Below are 16,363 nucleotides of genomic sequence, written 5' to 3' on the forward strand. Positions count from 1 at the left end.
AAGTATGAATAAAAAAGTACTTATGAAATTTAAATCGATCATAGGACTTGTGGTATTTTCTTTTATTGTTTCTTTGCTAAGTCCTAGATTTTTAACATTACCCAATATACTCAATGTATTAAGACAAACTTCTATTAATTCTATTATTGCAGCAGGGATGACCTTTGTTATTTTAACAGGTGGAATCGATTTATCTGTAGGGTCTATTTTGGCGTTTTCTGGTGCTGTATCTGCGTATTTGATTTCATCAGGAGTAAATGTCTTATTAGCAGTAGTCATGGCTTTAGTGATTGGGGCATTAGCAGGATGTTTTAGTGGAATTATTATTAGTAAAGGAAAAGTTCAGCCATTTATTGCAACTTTAGTGACTATGACTGTTTTAAGAGGAGCTACACTAGTGTTTTCTGATGGAAAACCTATTACTTTAGCAGGAGATAAAACTTCTGAAGTTTTTTCAAACATTGGAGGAGGATACTTCTTAAAAATTCCTATTCCAGTTTATTTGATGGTCTTGGTATTTATAGTATCTTATTATGTTTTAACACAGACAAGGATGGGAAGATATATTTATGCTTTAGGTGGAAATGAAGAAGCCTCAAAACTTTCAGGACTGAAGGTATCTAATATAAAACTTTCTGTATATGCAATAAGTGGATTTTTAGCAGCTTTAGCAGGAATTATTACTACATCAAGAATTTCCTCAGCAGATCCTAATGCAGGGATTGGATATGAATTAGATGCAATTGCAGCGGTTGTATTAGGAGGAACAAGTCTTGCAGGAGGGGCAGGAAGTATACTAGGAACCATCATAGGAGCTTTAATTATAGGAATTTTAAATAATGCTTTAAATTTACTCAATGTGTCTTCTTATTATCAAATGATTGCAAAGGGAGCAGTTATATTAATTGCAGTATTATCTGATCGAAAAGAAAAATAAATAGTTTATTTTTTCTAGATAAGGATAAAATAAACATTGTTATGCTGGATTTGGTCTTTCCGAATCCATACATCTAAACTAAGACTCAGTTTAGATGAAATAATGAAACAATCTAAACATTAAGTCGTGTTATCTAGGAACTGTACAATTCTTATTGTTCGCGTAAAAAGTGAGAACATTGGAATTGTTAGTCATCAGATAAACTATAAAGGAATGGGGGAATTAAAAATGAAAAAGGTAGTATCTATTTTTATGGTAGCCATTTTGGCTATGGGATTATTAGCAGGTTGTACAGGGCAACAAGGAGAGCCTCAAAAAGAGGAAGTACAAAAAATAGGATTGATCATTTCAACTTTGAACAACCCATTTTTTGTAACATTAAAAGAAGGTGCTGAATCAAAAGCAAAAGAATTAGGATATGAATTAATTGTATTAGACTCACAAGATAAGTCAGAAAAGGAACTTTCTAATATGGAAGATATGGTAATAAGAGGAGTTTCTGTCATTATGATCAATCCAACAAACTCTGACACAGTAGGTAATGCTATTAAGATTGCAAATGATGCAAACATTCCAGTGCTTACTTTAGATAGAGGAGCAAATAGTGGAGAGGTAGTATCTCACATTGCTTCTGATAATGTAGCAGGTGGAAAAATGGCAGGAGACTATATTATAGAAAAGCTAGGCGAGAAAGGAAAAGTAGTAGAATTAGAAGGAATTCCAGGAGCTTCTGCTACCGTAGATAGAGGAGCAGGATTTAATGAAGCCATCAAAGGAAAAGAAATAACAGTAGTGGCAAAACAAACTGCAAACTTCAACAGAACAGAAGGGTTGACAGTTATGGAAAATATCCTACAAGCACAACCAGAAATCAATGCTGTTTTTGCTCATAATGATGAAATGGCTTTAGGAGCATTAAAGGCTATTGAAGGAAGTAAAAGAGATATTATGGTTGTTGGTTTTGATGCTACAGATGATGCAGTTACATCTGTAAAAGAGGGAAAACTTTCTGCTACAGTTGCACAACAACCAGATAAAATAGGATCTTTAGGAATAGAAACTGTAGATCAAATGATCAAAGGAGAAAAAGTAGAAAAGTTTATTCCTGTTGATTTAAAATTAATAACAGAATAATAAGACTTTACAAATAACAAAAATAGGAATACAATGAAGTCAACATAATAGTTTTGCTAGGGGGGCCATTTGGCTGAGAAGGATTTTTCCTGACCCTTATTACCTGATGCAGGTCATACTGACGTAGGGAAGCAACGAAAGATTAAGCTTACCTTTGGGTAAGCTTTTTTTGATTTTTTTAAGGGGGATAAAAAATATGTACACAACTCAAATGGATGCTGCTAAAAGAGGGATCATCACTAAAGAAATGGAAATTGTATCAAAAAAGGAGAATATAGAAGTAGAATTTTTAAGAAAACTTATTGCAGAGGGGAAAGTAATTATTCCTGCTAACAAGAATCATAAATCATTAGATCCTGAAGGAATAGGAGAGGGACTTAAAACAAAGATCAATGTAAATTTAGGTATTTCCAAAGATTGTTGTGATATAGAAAAAGAGCTTGAAAAAGTGAAAGTAGCTTTAGATATGAATGTAGAAGCTATTATGGATTTGAGTTCTTACGGAAAAACAGAAGAATTTAGAAGAAGGTTAATTGAGATGTCTAATGCTACGATCGGGACTGTGCCTATATATGATGCAGTAGGTTTTTATGATAAGGAATTAAAAGATATCACTGCCAAAGAATTTTTAGATGTAGTAAGAAAACATGCAAAAGATGGAGTAGATTTTGTAACGATTCATGCAGGACTTAATAAAAATACAGCACAAACTTTTAAAAGAAACAAAAGGCTTACTAATATTGTTTCAAGGGGTGGGTCTTTACTTTATGCATGGATGGAGCTAAATGGTAAAGAAAATCCGTTCTATGAATATTATGATGATCTATTAGATATTTGTGGTGAATATGATGTAGCATTGAGTCTAGGAGATGCATGTAGACCTGGAAGCATTCACGATTCTACAGATGCAAGTCAAATTCATGAACTCATGGTATTAGGAGAGCTTACGTTAAGGGCATGGGAGAAAAATGTTCAAGTTATGATCGAAGGACCTGGACATATGGCAATCAATGAAATTCATGCGAATGTATTATTAGAAAAGAAACTTTGTCATGGAGCACCTTTTTATGTATTAGGACCTATTGTAACAGATATAGCACCTGGTTATGATCATATTACAAGTGCCATTGGAGGGGCTTTAGCTGCAAGCTGTGGAGTAGATTTTTTATGTTATGTGACACCAGCAGAACATTTAAGATTACCAACATTAGAGGATATGAAGGAAGGAATTATTGCAACGAAAATTGCAGCTCATGCAGGAGATTTAGGCAAAAATATAAAAGGCGCAAAGGATTGGGATCATGCTATGAGTACTGCTAGACAAAAGCTAGATTGGGAGAGTATGTTTTCACTAGCTATTGATGAAGAAAAAGCAAGAAAATATAGAAAAGAATCTATGCCTGCTCATGAAGATAGTTGTACCATGTGTGGAAAAATGTGTTCTATGAGAAATATGAATAAGGTGATGGAAGGAAAAAATATTAATATGTTAAGAGATGATGATTAAATATTATATTTTTCTGAAAAAAATAATATTTATAATAAAAATAATATTGACAAAATGAAGAAATGTTGGTAAGATTAACAACAATATAAATAATTATAGATAAAGCGATGACGGAGAGAAAAATATACTCTTGGTTTTTAGAGAGTCAGTGGTTGGTGAAAACTGATAACAAGGTATATATAATACTCACTCCCAAGCTATGAGATTGAAAAATTTTTTGAGTAGATCAATTCGATTTGCAATCGTTACATTGCAAGGTTTAAACCGATAAAGTGATGTTTGTATTTATAAACATAAAAAGGGTGGTACCGCGAGATGAGCTTCTCGTCCCTATAGGGATGAGGAGTTTTTTTTATATAAAAAAATAGAGGAGGAAAATGGATGAGTTTGATGATGGCATTTTGTGTAGTTCTTTTGGTACTTGCTATTGGAGATGTTGTATCTACTAAAACAAAGGCATTTGTACCATCTGTGTTTGTATCAGCATTGTTGTTTTTATTTGGATTTTGGACTTTTTTCCCAGCGGATATTGTAGGGTTAGCAGGGTTTGAAAAGACAATTATTACATTATCTATGTACTTATTAATTACTCATATGGGTACGATGCTAAGTATTAAAGAACTTATATCCCAATGGAGGACAGTAACTGTTGCTTTAGCTGGAGTTGTAGGGATTTGTATGATGACTTTAACTATCGGTAGAGTATTATTTGGATGGGAGACAGTAGTTGCTGCTACTCCTCCTTTAACAGGTGGAATTGTAGCTGCTATTATGATGTCAGATGCAGCAGCAGCAAAGGGAATGGAGAATTTAGCAGTTCTTGCAATTATCATGTATGTGATGCAGGGATTTGTAGGATATCCTCTAACAGCTATTATGCTAAAAAAAGAAGGGAATAGACTTTTAGATTTATTTCGAAATGGAATAGTAAATATTCAAAAGGATGTAATGGCTGAGACAGCTGTAACAGTAGAGGAGAGTAAATATAAAATTTTTCCTCCACTACCTATTAAATATCAAACGACTTATATGCTTTTATTAAAATTAGGAATAGTGGCATGGGCTGCAGTAGGATTTTCGGCTTGGTTTCAAGAGACTACAGGATTTACTTTCTTATCTCAATATGTAGTCTGTTTAATTTTTGGAGTTATTTTTTCTGAAATAGGATTATTAGAGAGAAAGCCACTTAACCTTTCAGGATCTTTTGGATTTTTTATGACAGGTCTTATGGCGTTTATATTTACAGGACTTGCAAAAGCAACTCCTCAAATGTTAGTGCAAATTGCAGGATCTTTAATGGGAGTTATTGTTCTTGGAGTTTTAGGAATGGGAATTTTATCTATGGTGGTAGGTAAATTATTAGGATACACAAAAGAAATGGCATTTGCTGTAGCCCTTACAGCTCTTTATGGATTTCCACCGAACTATATTTTAACAGAAGAAGCTACAAAAGCATTAACAGAGGATGAAGAAGAAAGAAAATATTTAATGGATCAAATGCTTCCTAAAATGCTAGTAGGTGGATTTACAACAGTGACAATTGTATCTGTTATTGTTGCAGGATTGTTTGTAAATATGTTTTAAATATTATAGATAGAGGTGAATAAATTATGAGTGTAAAAGAATTATCTAAAAAGTACAAAGAATATGTGATTGAATTAAGAAGGGAGTTTCATCAACATCCTGAGCCAAGTTGGAATGAGGAGAGAACTTCTAAAAGGATTAAGGAAGAACTAGACAAAATGGACATTCCTTATGTTTCTATAGCTAAAACAGGAGTTTTAGCAACAATCAAAGGAAAAACCCCTGAAAAAACAATAGCGCTAAGAGCTGATATAGATGCTTTGCAAGTAAATGAAGAAAATGATGTAGCATATAAGTCTCAAAATCCAGGGATTATGCATGCATGTGGTCATGATGGTCATGCAGCTATGCTTTTAGGAGCAGCAAAGATATTAAATGAAATGAAGGAACAAATGAATGGAGTTGTAAAATTATTTTTCCAACCAGCAGAAGAAGCAGCTCGAGGTGCTCAAAAGATGATAGAAGAAGGTGCTATGGAAGGGGTAGATGAAGTATTTGGAATTCATCTATGGAGTGATTTAAAAAGTGGAGTTATTTCAGTAGAAGAAGGACCTCGCATGGCATCAGCAGATATGTTTACAATTCATGTAAAAGGAAAGGGTGGACATGGATCTTTACCTCATCAAGGGGTAGATGCAGTAGTAGTGGCTTCTGCTATTGTAATGAATTTACAATCTGTAGTAAGTAGAGAGATTAGTCCACTAGAGTCTGCTGTAGTAAGTGTAGGACAAATCCAATCTGGAACAAGATTTAATGTAATTGCAGGAGAAGCTACGTTGGAAGGAACTACAAGATGTTTTAATAATGATATAAGAGATGAATTTCCTAATATTTTAGAAAGAGTTGCAAAATCTACAGCTCAGGCTTATCGTGCAGAGGCAACACTTGAATATGTAGCAGGAACATCAGCTACTATTAATGAAAGAAATTCTTCTATAAGAGCAGCAAAATCTGTTGAAAAAATCCTTGGAAAAGAAGGTGTATCTCTTATGGAGAAAGTAACAGGAGGAGAAGATTTTGCTGAATATCTTAAATTAGCTCCAGGACTCATTGCTTTTGTAGGTGTAAGAAATGAAGAAAAGGGAGCAGATTTCCCACATCATCATCCAAGATTTAATATAGATGAAGATGCACTAGAGTCAGGATCAGCTTTATATGCTCAATATGCTATAGATTTCTTAAATGAAAAATAAGATAATATAATATAAAAGTCATAAAACATTACAAATTATTAATAATAAAAACTCAGATTTTTTAATCTGGGTTTTTATTATTGAGAAAAATGTATATATTTGTAATAAAATGCTAAATGTTTTTGGAGGAACATTTAGCATTTTATAGAAAGATATAATCATGTAAATAAATGTAAAGATATCACTAGATTTGTAGGCTATCAACAAGGGGGAGATGGGATTGAAAGTGACAGAGATAGAGAATCTAAGGGAGGTAGAAAAATTAAGATTTAATAATGATTTTATAAAGAATTATATAGGACCACTTATAACGTTGATACTATTTGGATGCACTCAAATGATATATTATTTTGATATGAAAAGTCCTGATTTAATTGGAATGTTTGCAATTTTAGTAGGATATTCTGCGTGGCAAGAAAAAAGAAGTGGTTATTTTAGTGCTCTGATTAGCATTATATATTTAGCACAAGCTATATATACAAGAATTTTTATTTTTCCTCATTCTATAATATATTTATTCTGTAGACCGATCAATAGTCTTTTGTTGATAGGAGCATCTCTTCAAATAGGTTTAATTACCAAAAGACTTAGGATATCTAATCAAAGATTATTTACTCAACAAATTCAAATTCAAAAAGCAGAAGAATTATCTTATGTTATGGTTACTCGTAGTCATATAAGTGGGAAAGTAATTAAAGTTCCTCCTAGTTTTATAAAAATGCTAGGATATTCTTATGAAGAATTGATGAATATGAATGTAAAAGATTTTACTCATCCTGATGATTTTAAAAAACAAATGAAAAAAATGGAAGATTTATGGGAAAAAAAGTATGCTTCCTTTGATATAGAAAAAAGATATATTAATAAAAATAAAGAAATAGTTTGGGCATATATTAATATTTCATTAGTATGTGATGAAGATGGAAATCCTCTATATTTTTTAAGTTATGTAAAAGATATTTCAAAAAGAAAACAAGTAGAAGAAGCATTAGAAAAAAGTGAAAAAAGATTAAGACAGATTACAAATAATATGTCTGATATGATTAGCCAAATCAACGATCAAGGAATTATTGAATATGTGAGTCCATCATGTATGAGTATTTCGGGTTATAGAGAAGAAGAACTTATAGGAAAATCTATATTTGATTTTATACATCCCAAAGACTTAGATAAGGCAATGGATACATATAAAAAAACTATAAAAGAACATATAGAAAATAGAGTAGAGTGTAGATATCGTCATTCTGATGGACATTACATATGGATTGAAGAGATAGGAAAACCTTGTTATGATAAAAATGGGAAAAATATATATAGTACCATTTGTAGTCGTGATGTGACGGATCAAAAAAGGGCAGAAGAAAATGAAAGATTATTAAGAGAAGCAAAAGAATATGATGAACTTAGAAATGAATTTTTTGCAAATATTTCTCATGAGCTAAGAACTCCATTAAATGTTATATTAGGAGCTATACAATTGTTAGAATTTTGCAACGAATCTTTGGCATATGTTGATAATGAAAAAAAAATAAATAAATATATAAAAGTAATGAAACAAAATTGCAATCGGTTATTGAGACTTGTGAACAATCTTATTGATATGACTAAAATTGATGCTGGATTTTTAGAAATTCATTTAAAAAATGTAGAAGTGATCAATATATTAGAAGAGATTACATTATCTGTAGCTGATTATGTAGAGAATAATGGGATTACTCTTGAATTTGATACAGATGTGGAAGAAAAAATTATAGCTTGTGATCCAGATAAAATTGAAAGAATCCTTTTGAATCTTCTTTCTAATGCAGTAAAATTTACAGATCCAGGAGGGAAAATTACTGTAAATGTAAAAGATAGTGGTAAAAGTTTATGCATCAAGGTAAAAGATACAGGAATAGGGATTCCAAAAGAAGAATGTGAGAAGATCTTTGAAAGATTTAGACAAGTAGATCAATCTTTAACCAGAAATAGAGAGGGAAGTGGGATTGGACTTTCCTTAGTAAAATCATTAGTAGAAATGCATCATGGAACAATTCAATTAAACAGTGAATGGAAAAAGGGAAGTGAATTTATTATCAATATTCCAATTGATCTAGTAATAGAGAAAACTTCTGGTGATCATGAATATGTAGATTGGGAATGCAAAGAGAGAATTCATATTGAGTTTGCAGATATTTATGCATAAAAGATATATAGTAATAAAGATAGAAAATCTTATGATAAAATAGATCATAATAAAAAGACTTTAGGAGGGATTGTAGTGGAATATAAGGATATGCTTCAAAATGCTAAAAACATTTCTGATTTTACATGTAGAGTTTGTTCTACATGTAATGGAAAGGTATGCAAAGGAGAAATTCCAGGAGTAGGAGGAAAGGGAACGGGGTCTACATTTATACGTAATGTAGAAAAGCTAGAAGAAATTTTACTCAATATGGATACGATCTATGATTTTGGTAATATAGATTCTTCTATAGAATTGTTTGGAAAAAAATTTAGATATCCAGTTTTTGCAGCTCCTATAGGAGGACTTATTCCTTGCTATGGAGAAAAGTTGACAGATTACGAGTATACAAAGGCTATTATTACAGGATGTAAAAATGCAGGGACTATTGGATTTACAGGAGATGGAGTAAAGGATGAATACTTTATGGATCCATTAAAAGCGATTGAAGAAAATGAAGGATGGGGAATTCCAACCATAAAGCCTTGGAGTAAAAAAGAAATATTAGAAAGATTATATGCAGCAGAGAAAAAAAATGTTTTAGCAGTCTGTATGGATATTGATGCTGCAGGGCTTTCTATACTAGCTAAAGCTGGTAAACCTGTAAGGCCACAGTCAGTAAAAGATTTAAAAGAAATTATTCATGCTACGAAGCTTCCATTTATTTTAAAGGGAATTATGACAGTAAAAGGTGCTGTGAAAGCTATGGAGGCAGGAGCTTATGGAATTGTTGTCTCTAATCATGGAGGTAGAGTACTAGATTATACTCCTGCAACAGTAGAGGTGCTTCCTCAAATTGTAAAGGCTGTAGGAGGAAAAATGAAAATATTTGTAGATGGTGGGATACGAACAGGATTAGATGTTTTAAAGGTTTTAGCATTAGGAGCAGATGCAGTATTGATTGGAAGACCTTATGCAGTAGCAGCCTATGGAGCAGGTTCTGATGGAGTAGCTATGTATACAGAAAAAATAGGACAAGAATTAGTGGAAGGCATGATTATGACAGGATGTAGAAATATAAAAGAAATAAATGATGAAATTTTATTTAAGCCGTCTTTTTTATAGACGGTTTTTTTGTAGGGAGTAGAAAACTTACAAAGGAATGAGAAATTTTATTGATCATATGATTATACGGTATAGCATAATGTGAATCTTTTGTTTTGTATGAGTCATATATATATGATAGAATAAAATATAAAATATAACATTTATAGGAGATTATAGAATGAAAAATAAATTAATGATTTATTTAACTATAATTTTAATTTGTTTTAATATTTTTTTAGTATCTATTTTTGAAAATTATGTACAATACAAAACAAATTTATCATTGAGGATTATAATGTTCTCTTTTGCTATGGCTATTCTTAATTTTTTAATCATTTATCAATTTCTTTATAAAGATATAATTAGAAAAATGAATAGGATTAATCATGTATTAAGTCAAATACAACAAGGAAAATATGATGAAATGATTTTTTTAGATTCTAATGATGCATTTGGATTAGCCATTCAAAATTTAAATAAGATAAAGCAAAAAATAGAGGACAGAGAACAAGAATTGTTTAAAAAACAAGAAAAAATTCATTATTTAGCAGATTATGATCCTTTAACAGGACTTTATAATCGAGTATTCTTTGAACAGAAGTTAGCTTATGTATTAGAAGAAGCAAAAACAAAAAAAGAAAAGATTGGACTTTTATATTTTGACTTAGATAATTTCAAGAAAGTAAATGATACCATTGGACATTTGTTTGGAGATTTACTCCTAAAAAATGTAGGTGGATTAATGAAAAAATATTTGGGAGAAGATGCAATTACTGCTCGATTAGGAGGAGATGAATTTGTGGCTCTTTTGCCAAATGTAGAAATGAATCAAGTTAAAAATGTTGCACAAAGTATCATACAGTCTTTTCAAAATCCTTGGATTTTAGATGATCGAGAATTTTATATTACAATAAGCATGGGCATTACCATATATCCTAAAGATGGGGAAAATGCAAGTATATTACTAAAAAATGCAGATACAGCTATGTATGAAGCAAAAAATAATGGAAAAAATAGCTACTCTTTTTATACCTATGATATGCATCAGAAGATGTTAGAAAAATTAGAAATGGAAAATGATTTAAGACATGCTATAGAAAAAGAAGAATTTATTGTTTATTATCAGCCTAAAATAGGAATCAGAAGTTGCAAAATTGAAGGAACAGAAGCGCTTATTAGATGGAAACATCCTACTAAGGGAATGATTTCTCCAAATACATTTATTCCACTCGCAGAAGAGACAAGACTCATTATTCCTATAGGAGATTTTGTATTAAGAACTGCTTGTAATCAAATTAGAAAGTGGCAGGAAAATGGTAAACCTTCTATGTATGTGTCTGTAAATATTTCAGTGATTCAAATTCAACAAGATGATTTTGTTAAAAAAGTAGTGAATATAGTAAAAGAAACAGGAATAGATCCTTCTTGTTTAGAGCTTGAAATTACAGAAAATACAATTATGCAAAATTTTGAATATACAAATGAAATCTTACAGGAGTTACGAAGTTTAGGAATACACATTTCTTTAGATGATTTTGGAAAAGGTTATTCTTCTTTAAATTATTTAAAACAGCTAGAAATAGATGTTTTAAAGATTGATAAATCCTTTATTGATGATATTACTCAAAGTAATAATCAACAAGCTATTGTAAAATCTGTTATTGAAATGGCTCAGAGCATGAATATGCGTGTGATTGCAGAAGGTGTGGAAATGTGGGAGCAATTTCATTTTTTAAAGAAATTAGGATGTGATGAAGTACAAGGATATTTGTTTAGCAAGCCATTATCTGTTATCAATATGGAGAAGATGATAAAAGAAAAAAGACAAGTTTGTTAAAAATTCACATGTTGTGATTACAACATGTGAATTTGTTATTCTTTAGAAAATTATATAAATGAATAAATTATAAATATTTTAGAAAGTTAGATTTTCATTAAATTTTAAGCAACGGAAATTCTGAATGAAATGAAAAAATTTCGTTGGCGATATGAGCAGTTCCGATAGGAACATGCGAATTTTTATAATATAAAAAGATTGAATTTGTTATAATACATATAGTAATGTAAGAGAGGAAGATTTTATGGAAAATATAAGAAATTTATTTAATCAAATTATACAAGAAGAAAGTTTGATAGAATGTATTATTAGTAATGTAAGAAAAAAAGAGGATTATAATAAAGTAAATATAAGACCTGTTCTTTTGAAAGAGAAAATTATGTATCAATTTATATATCATTATGATAAAAAAGTAGTTCATGAAAATGTGGAAAAAAATCAAATGATAGAAAAGATGATTTCTTTGTTTGAAACAAATTTTAAACAAGGACAAATCTATACAAAAGAAGCGGATTATCAAATCCTTATTAGTAAAAAATTTAAAGTAAAGATTTTAAAAAAATCTCCTACAAAAAAGCCAAAAAATTTATCTCACAATAGAAAGAAAAACTATATGATTCCTGAGAATACTCCAAATCCATTTTTATATAGATTAGGAGTAATGAATGAAAAGGGAAAAGTATTTGCTCAAAAGTATGATAAGTTTAGACAAATCAATAGATTTTTAGAAATGGTAAGAGATGTAGTAGATAATTTAAAAAAGAAAGAAAAAGTTACTGTGATTGATTTTGGATGTGGAAAATCTTATTTAACATTTGCACTTTATTATTATTTTGTGGATATCTTAAATATGAATGTGGATATTATAGGACTTGATTTAAAAGAAGATGTAGTTATGCATTGTAATGAAATTGCAAAGGATTTAAAGTATGAGAATTTAAAATTTATGATGGGAGATATTGCCCATTTTAATCAAAAAGATCAAGTAGATATGGTAGTTACTCTGCATGCTTGTGATACAGCAACAGATGCAGCTTTGGTAAAAGCTATAGAGTGGAATGCAGATATTATTTTATCTGTTCCTTGTTGTCAACATGAATTATTAGATCAAATACATAATTCTTTGATGATTCCTATGGAAAAACACGGGATTATCAAAGAAAGAATGTCAGCTTTAATTACAGATAGCATAAGAGCAAATATATTAGAAATTATGGGATATGACACTCAAATTTTAGAATTTATTGATATGGAGCATACTCCAAAGAATTTATTAATTCGATCAGTAAAGGGAAACAGATCTTATGAACAAGCAGCGAAGGAATATAGATCCTTTAAGAAATTTTGGGGCATTACACCTTATTTTGAAAAAGAATTAGGAGAAAAATTACAAAAAAGAATTACTGAATAAATTGTGGATAATTTTATAAAAATATAGAATAATCCACAACTAAAATAGAAGCCATAGGCTTCTATTTTAGTCTGATTTGATGATATACTTTTTTTCCTTTTTTGATCATAAGAGCACCATCTTTAAAGTGATCCTTTGTAATTAATGTATTCATATCTGTTATTTTTTCATCATTTAAAGCAACTCCACCTTGCTGGATTAATCGTCTACCTTCACTACGAGAAGGAATTAATTTAGCTTCAGATAAAAGAGATAAAATATTCATTCCTTCATTAAATGAATCAGAAGGTATTTCTGTAAAAGGAATATTATCTGTTTTAGGACCAGAACCAAATAAAGCTTTTGCAGCATCTTCTGCTTTTTTAGCTTCTTCTTCTCCATGAACTAATTTTGTAATTTCAAAAGCTAGTATTTCTTTTGCCTTGTTAATTTCAGCTCCCTCTAAGCTACTAAGTTGTCTTACCTCATCCATAGGAAGGAAAGTAAGAAGAGATAAACATTTTTCAACATCTGCATCATCAACATTTCTCCAGTATTGATAAAATTCATAAGGAGATGTTTTTTCAGGATCAAGCCATAAAGCTCCAGATTCTGTTTTACCCATTTTCTTTCCTTCGCTAGTAGTAAGAAGAGAAAAAGTCATACCATAAACAGATTTTTGATCTACTCTTCTAACTAAATCTACTCCCCCTAATATATTAGACCATTGATCGTCTCCACCTAATTCTAAGGAGCATCCATATTCCCTACTTAATTTTAAAAAGTCATAAGATTGCATGATCATGTAGTTAAATTCCAAGAAAGAAAGTCCTTTTTCCATACGACTTTTAAAACATTCTGCTGTAAGCATTCTATTTACTGAAAAATGTCTTCCTATATCTCTTAAGAAAGGAATATACTCAAGGTTTAATAGCCAATCGCCATTGTTAACCATGATAGCTTTTCCTTCTGAAAAATCAAGGAATTTTGAAAGCTGTTTTTTAAAGCAGTCACAATGATACTGTACAGTCTCTGGTGTCATGAATTTTCTCATATCAGTTTTTCCAGTAGGATCACCAATCATACCAGTTCCTCCACCTATTAATATAATAGGACGGTGACCTGCACGTTGCATATGCATCATAGTGATGACTTGTACAAAGTGACCTACATGTAAACTATCTGCAGTAGGGTCAAAACCAATATAAAAGGTAACAGCTTCTTTTCCAAGAAGTTCTCTGATTTCATCTTCGTGAGTTGCTTGCTGAATAAATCCTCTTTCCTTCAGCACATCAAATACATTTGACATAATAAAAACCTCCTCTATATTTACACAAAAATAAAAGGACCCTCTCATCTAGTAAGGACGAGAAAGCCCGTGGTACCACCTTAGTTCGCATAAAGCCTCTGGCCACGATAACGAGTGGAAGCCGTCGAAGTTTTTAGCTTCGAAACTCCAGAGTGTAATTCATCTTTTATGTACTACAGACTTTTCACCAACCAGTCTGCTCTCTTGATTGTTACCATAAAAGACTACTAGGTTCCTTCATAGTTTGTATAAATTTATTTTACCCATATCTTAACACAAATATGAATAGGGGACAAGGTATTATTAAAAATAAATGAAAATACATGATTCAAGAAAGAAATTCAAATACTAAAAGAAAAGCAATGCTGGAGGAAATATGCATGCATAAAGAAAATATCTCTACAAAACAAGGAGTTTCCTTGATTATTTTATTTATAATTGGTTCCAGCTCTATATTTACACAAGGATTAGAGGCAGGAGGAGATTTATGGTTAGCTTTTATTATAGGAATAGGTATGGTAATTCCTATAATCATAATTTATGCAAGACTTCATTGTCTTTTTCCAAATAAAAATTTATTTGATATAATAGAAATATGCTTTGGAAAAATTATAGGAAAAGTAATGATTGTATTATATACTTGGTTTGTTTATTTTATGATGAGTGATATAGTAGTCAATTATAGTCAGTTTATTCATGTAGTGAGTTTTCCTGAAACTCCCCAGATCATTATACAAATAGTATTTGTATTTTTATGTGCATGGGGTCTTAAAGAAGGTATGGAGGTAATGGGTAGATGTAGTGAAGTATTTTTATATATACCTATATTATTATTAGTATTTATTGTATTGTTGTCTATTCCAAATATGGATATAAATCATATAGCACCTGTATTGTCAAAAGGAATGAAGCCGGTATTTGAAGGGGCTTTTAGTGTAATGACATTTCCATTTATTCAAATGATAGTTTTTACTATGGTATTTGAAGATCTGAATACAAATAAATCTATTTATAAGATTTATTTAGGAGGGGTACTGATTGGAGGTATATATTTATTATTACTTTCTATGACGAATATTTTAGTATTAGGAGTAGAGAGTGCAACAGGTATATATTATCCATCTCATGAAACTGCCTCAAGAATAAAAATTGGAGATATACTACAAAGAATGGAAGCGATTGTAAGTATTGTGTTTTTATTAGGAGGCTTTATTAAAATCAGTATATTGTTGCTATGTACTTGTAAGGGAATTTCTAAAATATTTAAAATTAAAGAATACCACTTGATTATTTTACCAGTAGCATTATTACAAATTAATTTAGCTTATTTTCAATACGATAGTGTAATGTATTATTTCGAATTTAATAGAGACATATGGCCTTATTATCATTTTCCATTTCAAATTATTTTTCCTATTATAATATGGATTGTTGCTGAAATAAAACAAAAAAATTCATTGACAATAGGTTATAAAAAGTGATAATATAGCCACTAGGTTTATATATTTAGTGTCAGTTCGCAATATCCTGACAATAAAAAAAACTACGGAGGGTAAAAAAATGAAAAAAACAAATTATATTGTACAAGCCGCATTCATTGCAGCTATTTATGCTGCACTTACAATTTTATTTGCACCTATTAGTTATGGACAGATTCAAGTGAGAATCTCAGAGAGCTTAACTATTTTGCCTATGTTTACACCTGCTGCCATACCAGGACTTTTTGTAGGATGTATTTTGGCAAATATTTATGGAGGTGGAGGATTAGTAGATATCATATTTGGTAGTTTGGCTACTTTATTAGCAGCTTATCTATCTTATAAGATGCCTAAAAAGTTTCTTGTTCCTATACCACCAGTTATTGTAAATGGAATTGTAATAGGATTTGTACTTCGGTATCTTTATGGACTACCTCTTTTGATCACTATGGGATGGGTTACATTAGGACAACTCATTGCATGCTATGGATTAGGGTATCCTTTGATTTTGACACTAGATAAATATAAAGATAAGATATTTAAAAGATAAAAAGAGATGAAAAAATTCATCTCTTTTTTATATAAAAACACTTGCGAAATTTCAGGAAAAAAGTCTTGTTTTTACATAATTTAGAATTAAGAGAAGGATTTTCTATAAATATGTCGAATGATTGGATAAATAAACCATTATACATAATACATGGGAAATATTTTTTATAATAT

12 protein-coding genes, 1 riboswitch and 2 other annotated features are annotated in these 16,363 nt (G+C 30.5%); of the genes, 11 read left to right on the top strand and 1 reads right to left on the bottom strand.

Annotated features, from left to right (window positions below; genetic code table 11):
* Positions 1-4 precede the first annotated feature (4 nt).
* The 9 genes from rbsC (at position 5) to EK368_RS00860 (ending at position 12,874) form a co-directional block, all read left to right on the top strand.
* Positions 5-937, top strand: a complete 933-nt coding sequence (gene rbsC / locus EK368_RS00820; protein ID WP_129595830.1) for a ribose ABC transporter permease — start codon at positions 5-7, stop codon at positions 935-937.
* A 228-nt stretch (positions 938-1,165) separates the two neighbouring features.
* On the top strand, positions 1,166-2,071 hold the full coding sequence (rbsB, locus tag EK368_RS00825) for a ribose ABC transporter substrate-binding protein RbsB (protein WP_129595831.1): 906 nt from the start codon (positions 1,166-1,168) through the stop codon (positions 2,069-2,071).
* A 48-nt stretch (positions 2,072-2,119) separates the two neighbouring features.
* Positions 2,120-2,218, top strand: a riboswitch (TPP riboswitch).
* 49 nt (positions 2,219-2,267) lie between these two features.
* Positions 2,268-3,578 (top strand): phosphomethylpyrimidine synthase ThiC, encoded by a 1,311-nt coding sequence (gene thiC / locus EK368_RS00830; protein WP_129595832.1) that lies wholly within the window; start codon positions 2,268-2,270, stop codon positions 3,576-3,578.
* Between the two features lie 98 nt (positions 3,579-3,676).
* Positions 3,677-3,913 (top strand) — a binding site (T-box leader).
* Between the two features lie 46 nt (positions 3,914-3,959).
* Positions 3,960-5,162, top strand: coding sequence for a hypothetical protein (locus EK368_RS00835; RefSeq protein ID WP_129595833.1), 1,203 nt, complete (start codon positions 3,960-3,962; stop codon positions 5,160-5,162).
* Between the two features lie 26 nt (positions 5,163-5,188).
* The gene (locus EK368_RS00840) at positions 5,189-6,355 is read left to right on the top strand and encodes a M20 family metallopeptidase (RefSeq protein ID WP_129595834.1); all 1,167 of its coding nucleotides are present in this window, start codon (positions 5,189-5,191) and stop codon (positions 6,353-6,355) included.
* A gap of 226 nt (positions 6,356-6,581) precedes the next feature.
* Entirely contained in the window at positions 6,582-8,540 is a 1,959-nt protein-coding gene (locus EK368_RS00845) for a sensor histidine kinase (protein ID WP_243109325.1), read from the top strand.
* 75 nt (positions 8,541-8,615) lie between these two features.
* Complete coding sequence (locus EK368_RS00850) at positions 8,616-9,644, top strand: alpha-hydroxy-acid oxidizing protein (RefSeq protein WP_129595836.1); 1,029 nt, start codon at positions 8,616-8,618, stop codon at positions 9,642-9,644.
* 160 nt (positions 9,645-9,804) lie between these two features.
* On the top strand, positions 9,805-11,463 hold the full coding sequence (locus tag EK368_RS00855; protein WP_129595837.1) for a putative bifunctional diguanylate cyclase/phosphodiesterase: 1,659 nt from the start codon (positions 9,805-9,807) through the stop codon (positions 11,461-11,463).
* 244 nt (positions 11,464-11,707) lie between these two features.
* On the top strand, positions 11,708-12,874 hold the full coding sequence (locus EK368_RS00860; protein ID WP_129595838.1) for a class I SAM-dependent methyltransferase: 1,167 nt from the start codon (positions 11,708-11,710) through the stop codon (positions 12,872-12,874).
* 61 nt (positions 12,875-12,935) lie between these two features.
* Here the strand turns inward: EK368_RS00860 and tyrS are convergent, their stop codons facing one another.
* The gene (gene tyrS / locus EK368_RS00865; RefSeq protein WP_129595839.1) at positions 12,936-14,162 is read right to left on the bottom strand and encodes a tyrosine--tRNA ligase; all 1,227 of its coding nucleotides are present in this window, start codon (positions 14,160-14,162) and stop codon (positions 12,936-12,938) included.
* Between the two features lie 50 nt (positions 14,163-14,212).
* Positions 14,213-14,412: a binding site (T-box leader), on the bottom strand.
* 130 nt (positions 14,413-14,542) lie between these two features.
* Here tyrS and EK368_RS00870 point away from each other — a divergent pair.
* Both EK368_RS00870 and EK368_RS00875 read left to right on the top strand, forming a co-directional pair.
* Complete coding sequence (locus EK368_RS00870) at positions 14,543-15,643, top strand: GerAB/ArcD/ProY family transporter (protein WP_165000270.1); 1,101 nt, start codon at positions 14,543-14,545, stop codon at positions 15,641-15,643.
* 79 nt (positions 15,644-15,722) lie between these two features.
* Positions 15,723-16,190 carry a QueT transporter family protein gene (locus EK368_RS00875; RefSeq protein WP_129595841.1) on the top strand — a complete coding sequence of 156 codons (468 nt, stop codon included), beginning with the start codon at positions 15,723-15,725 and terminating at the stop codon, positions 16,188-16,190.
* Positions 16,191-16,363: the final 173 nt, after the last annotated feature.

It is taken from the genome of Anaerophilus nitritigenes (assembly GCF_004138215.1).
Lineage (GTDB): Bacteria > Bacillota > Clostridia > Peptostreptococcales > Thermotaleaceae > Anaerophilus > Anaerophilus nitritogenes.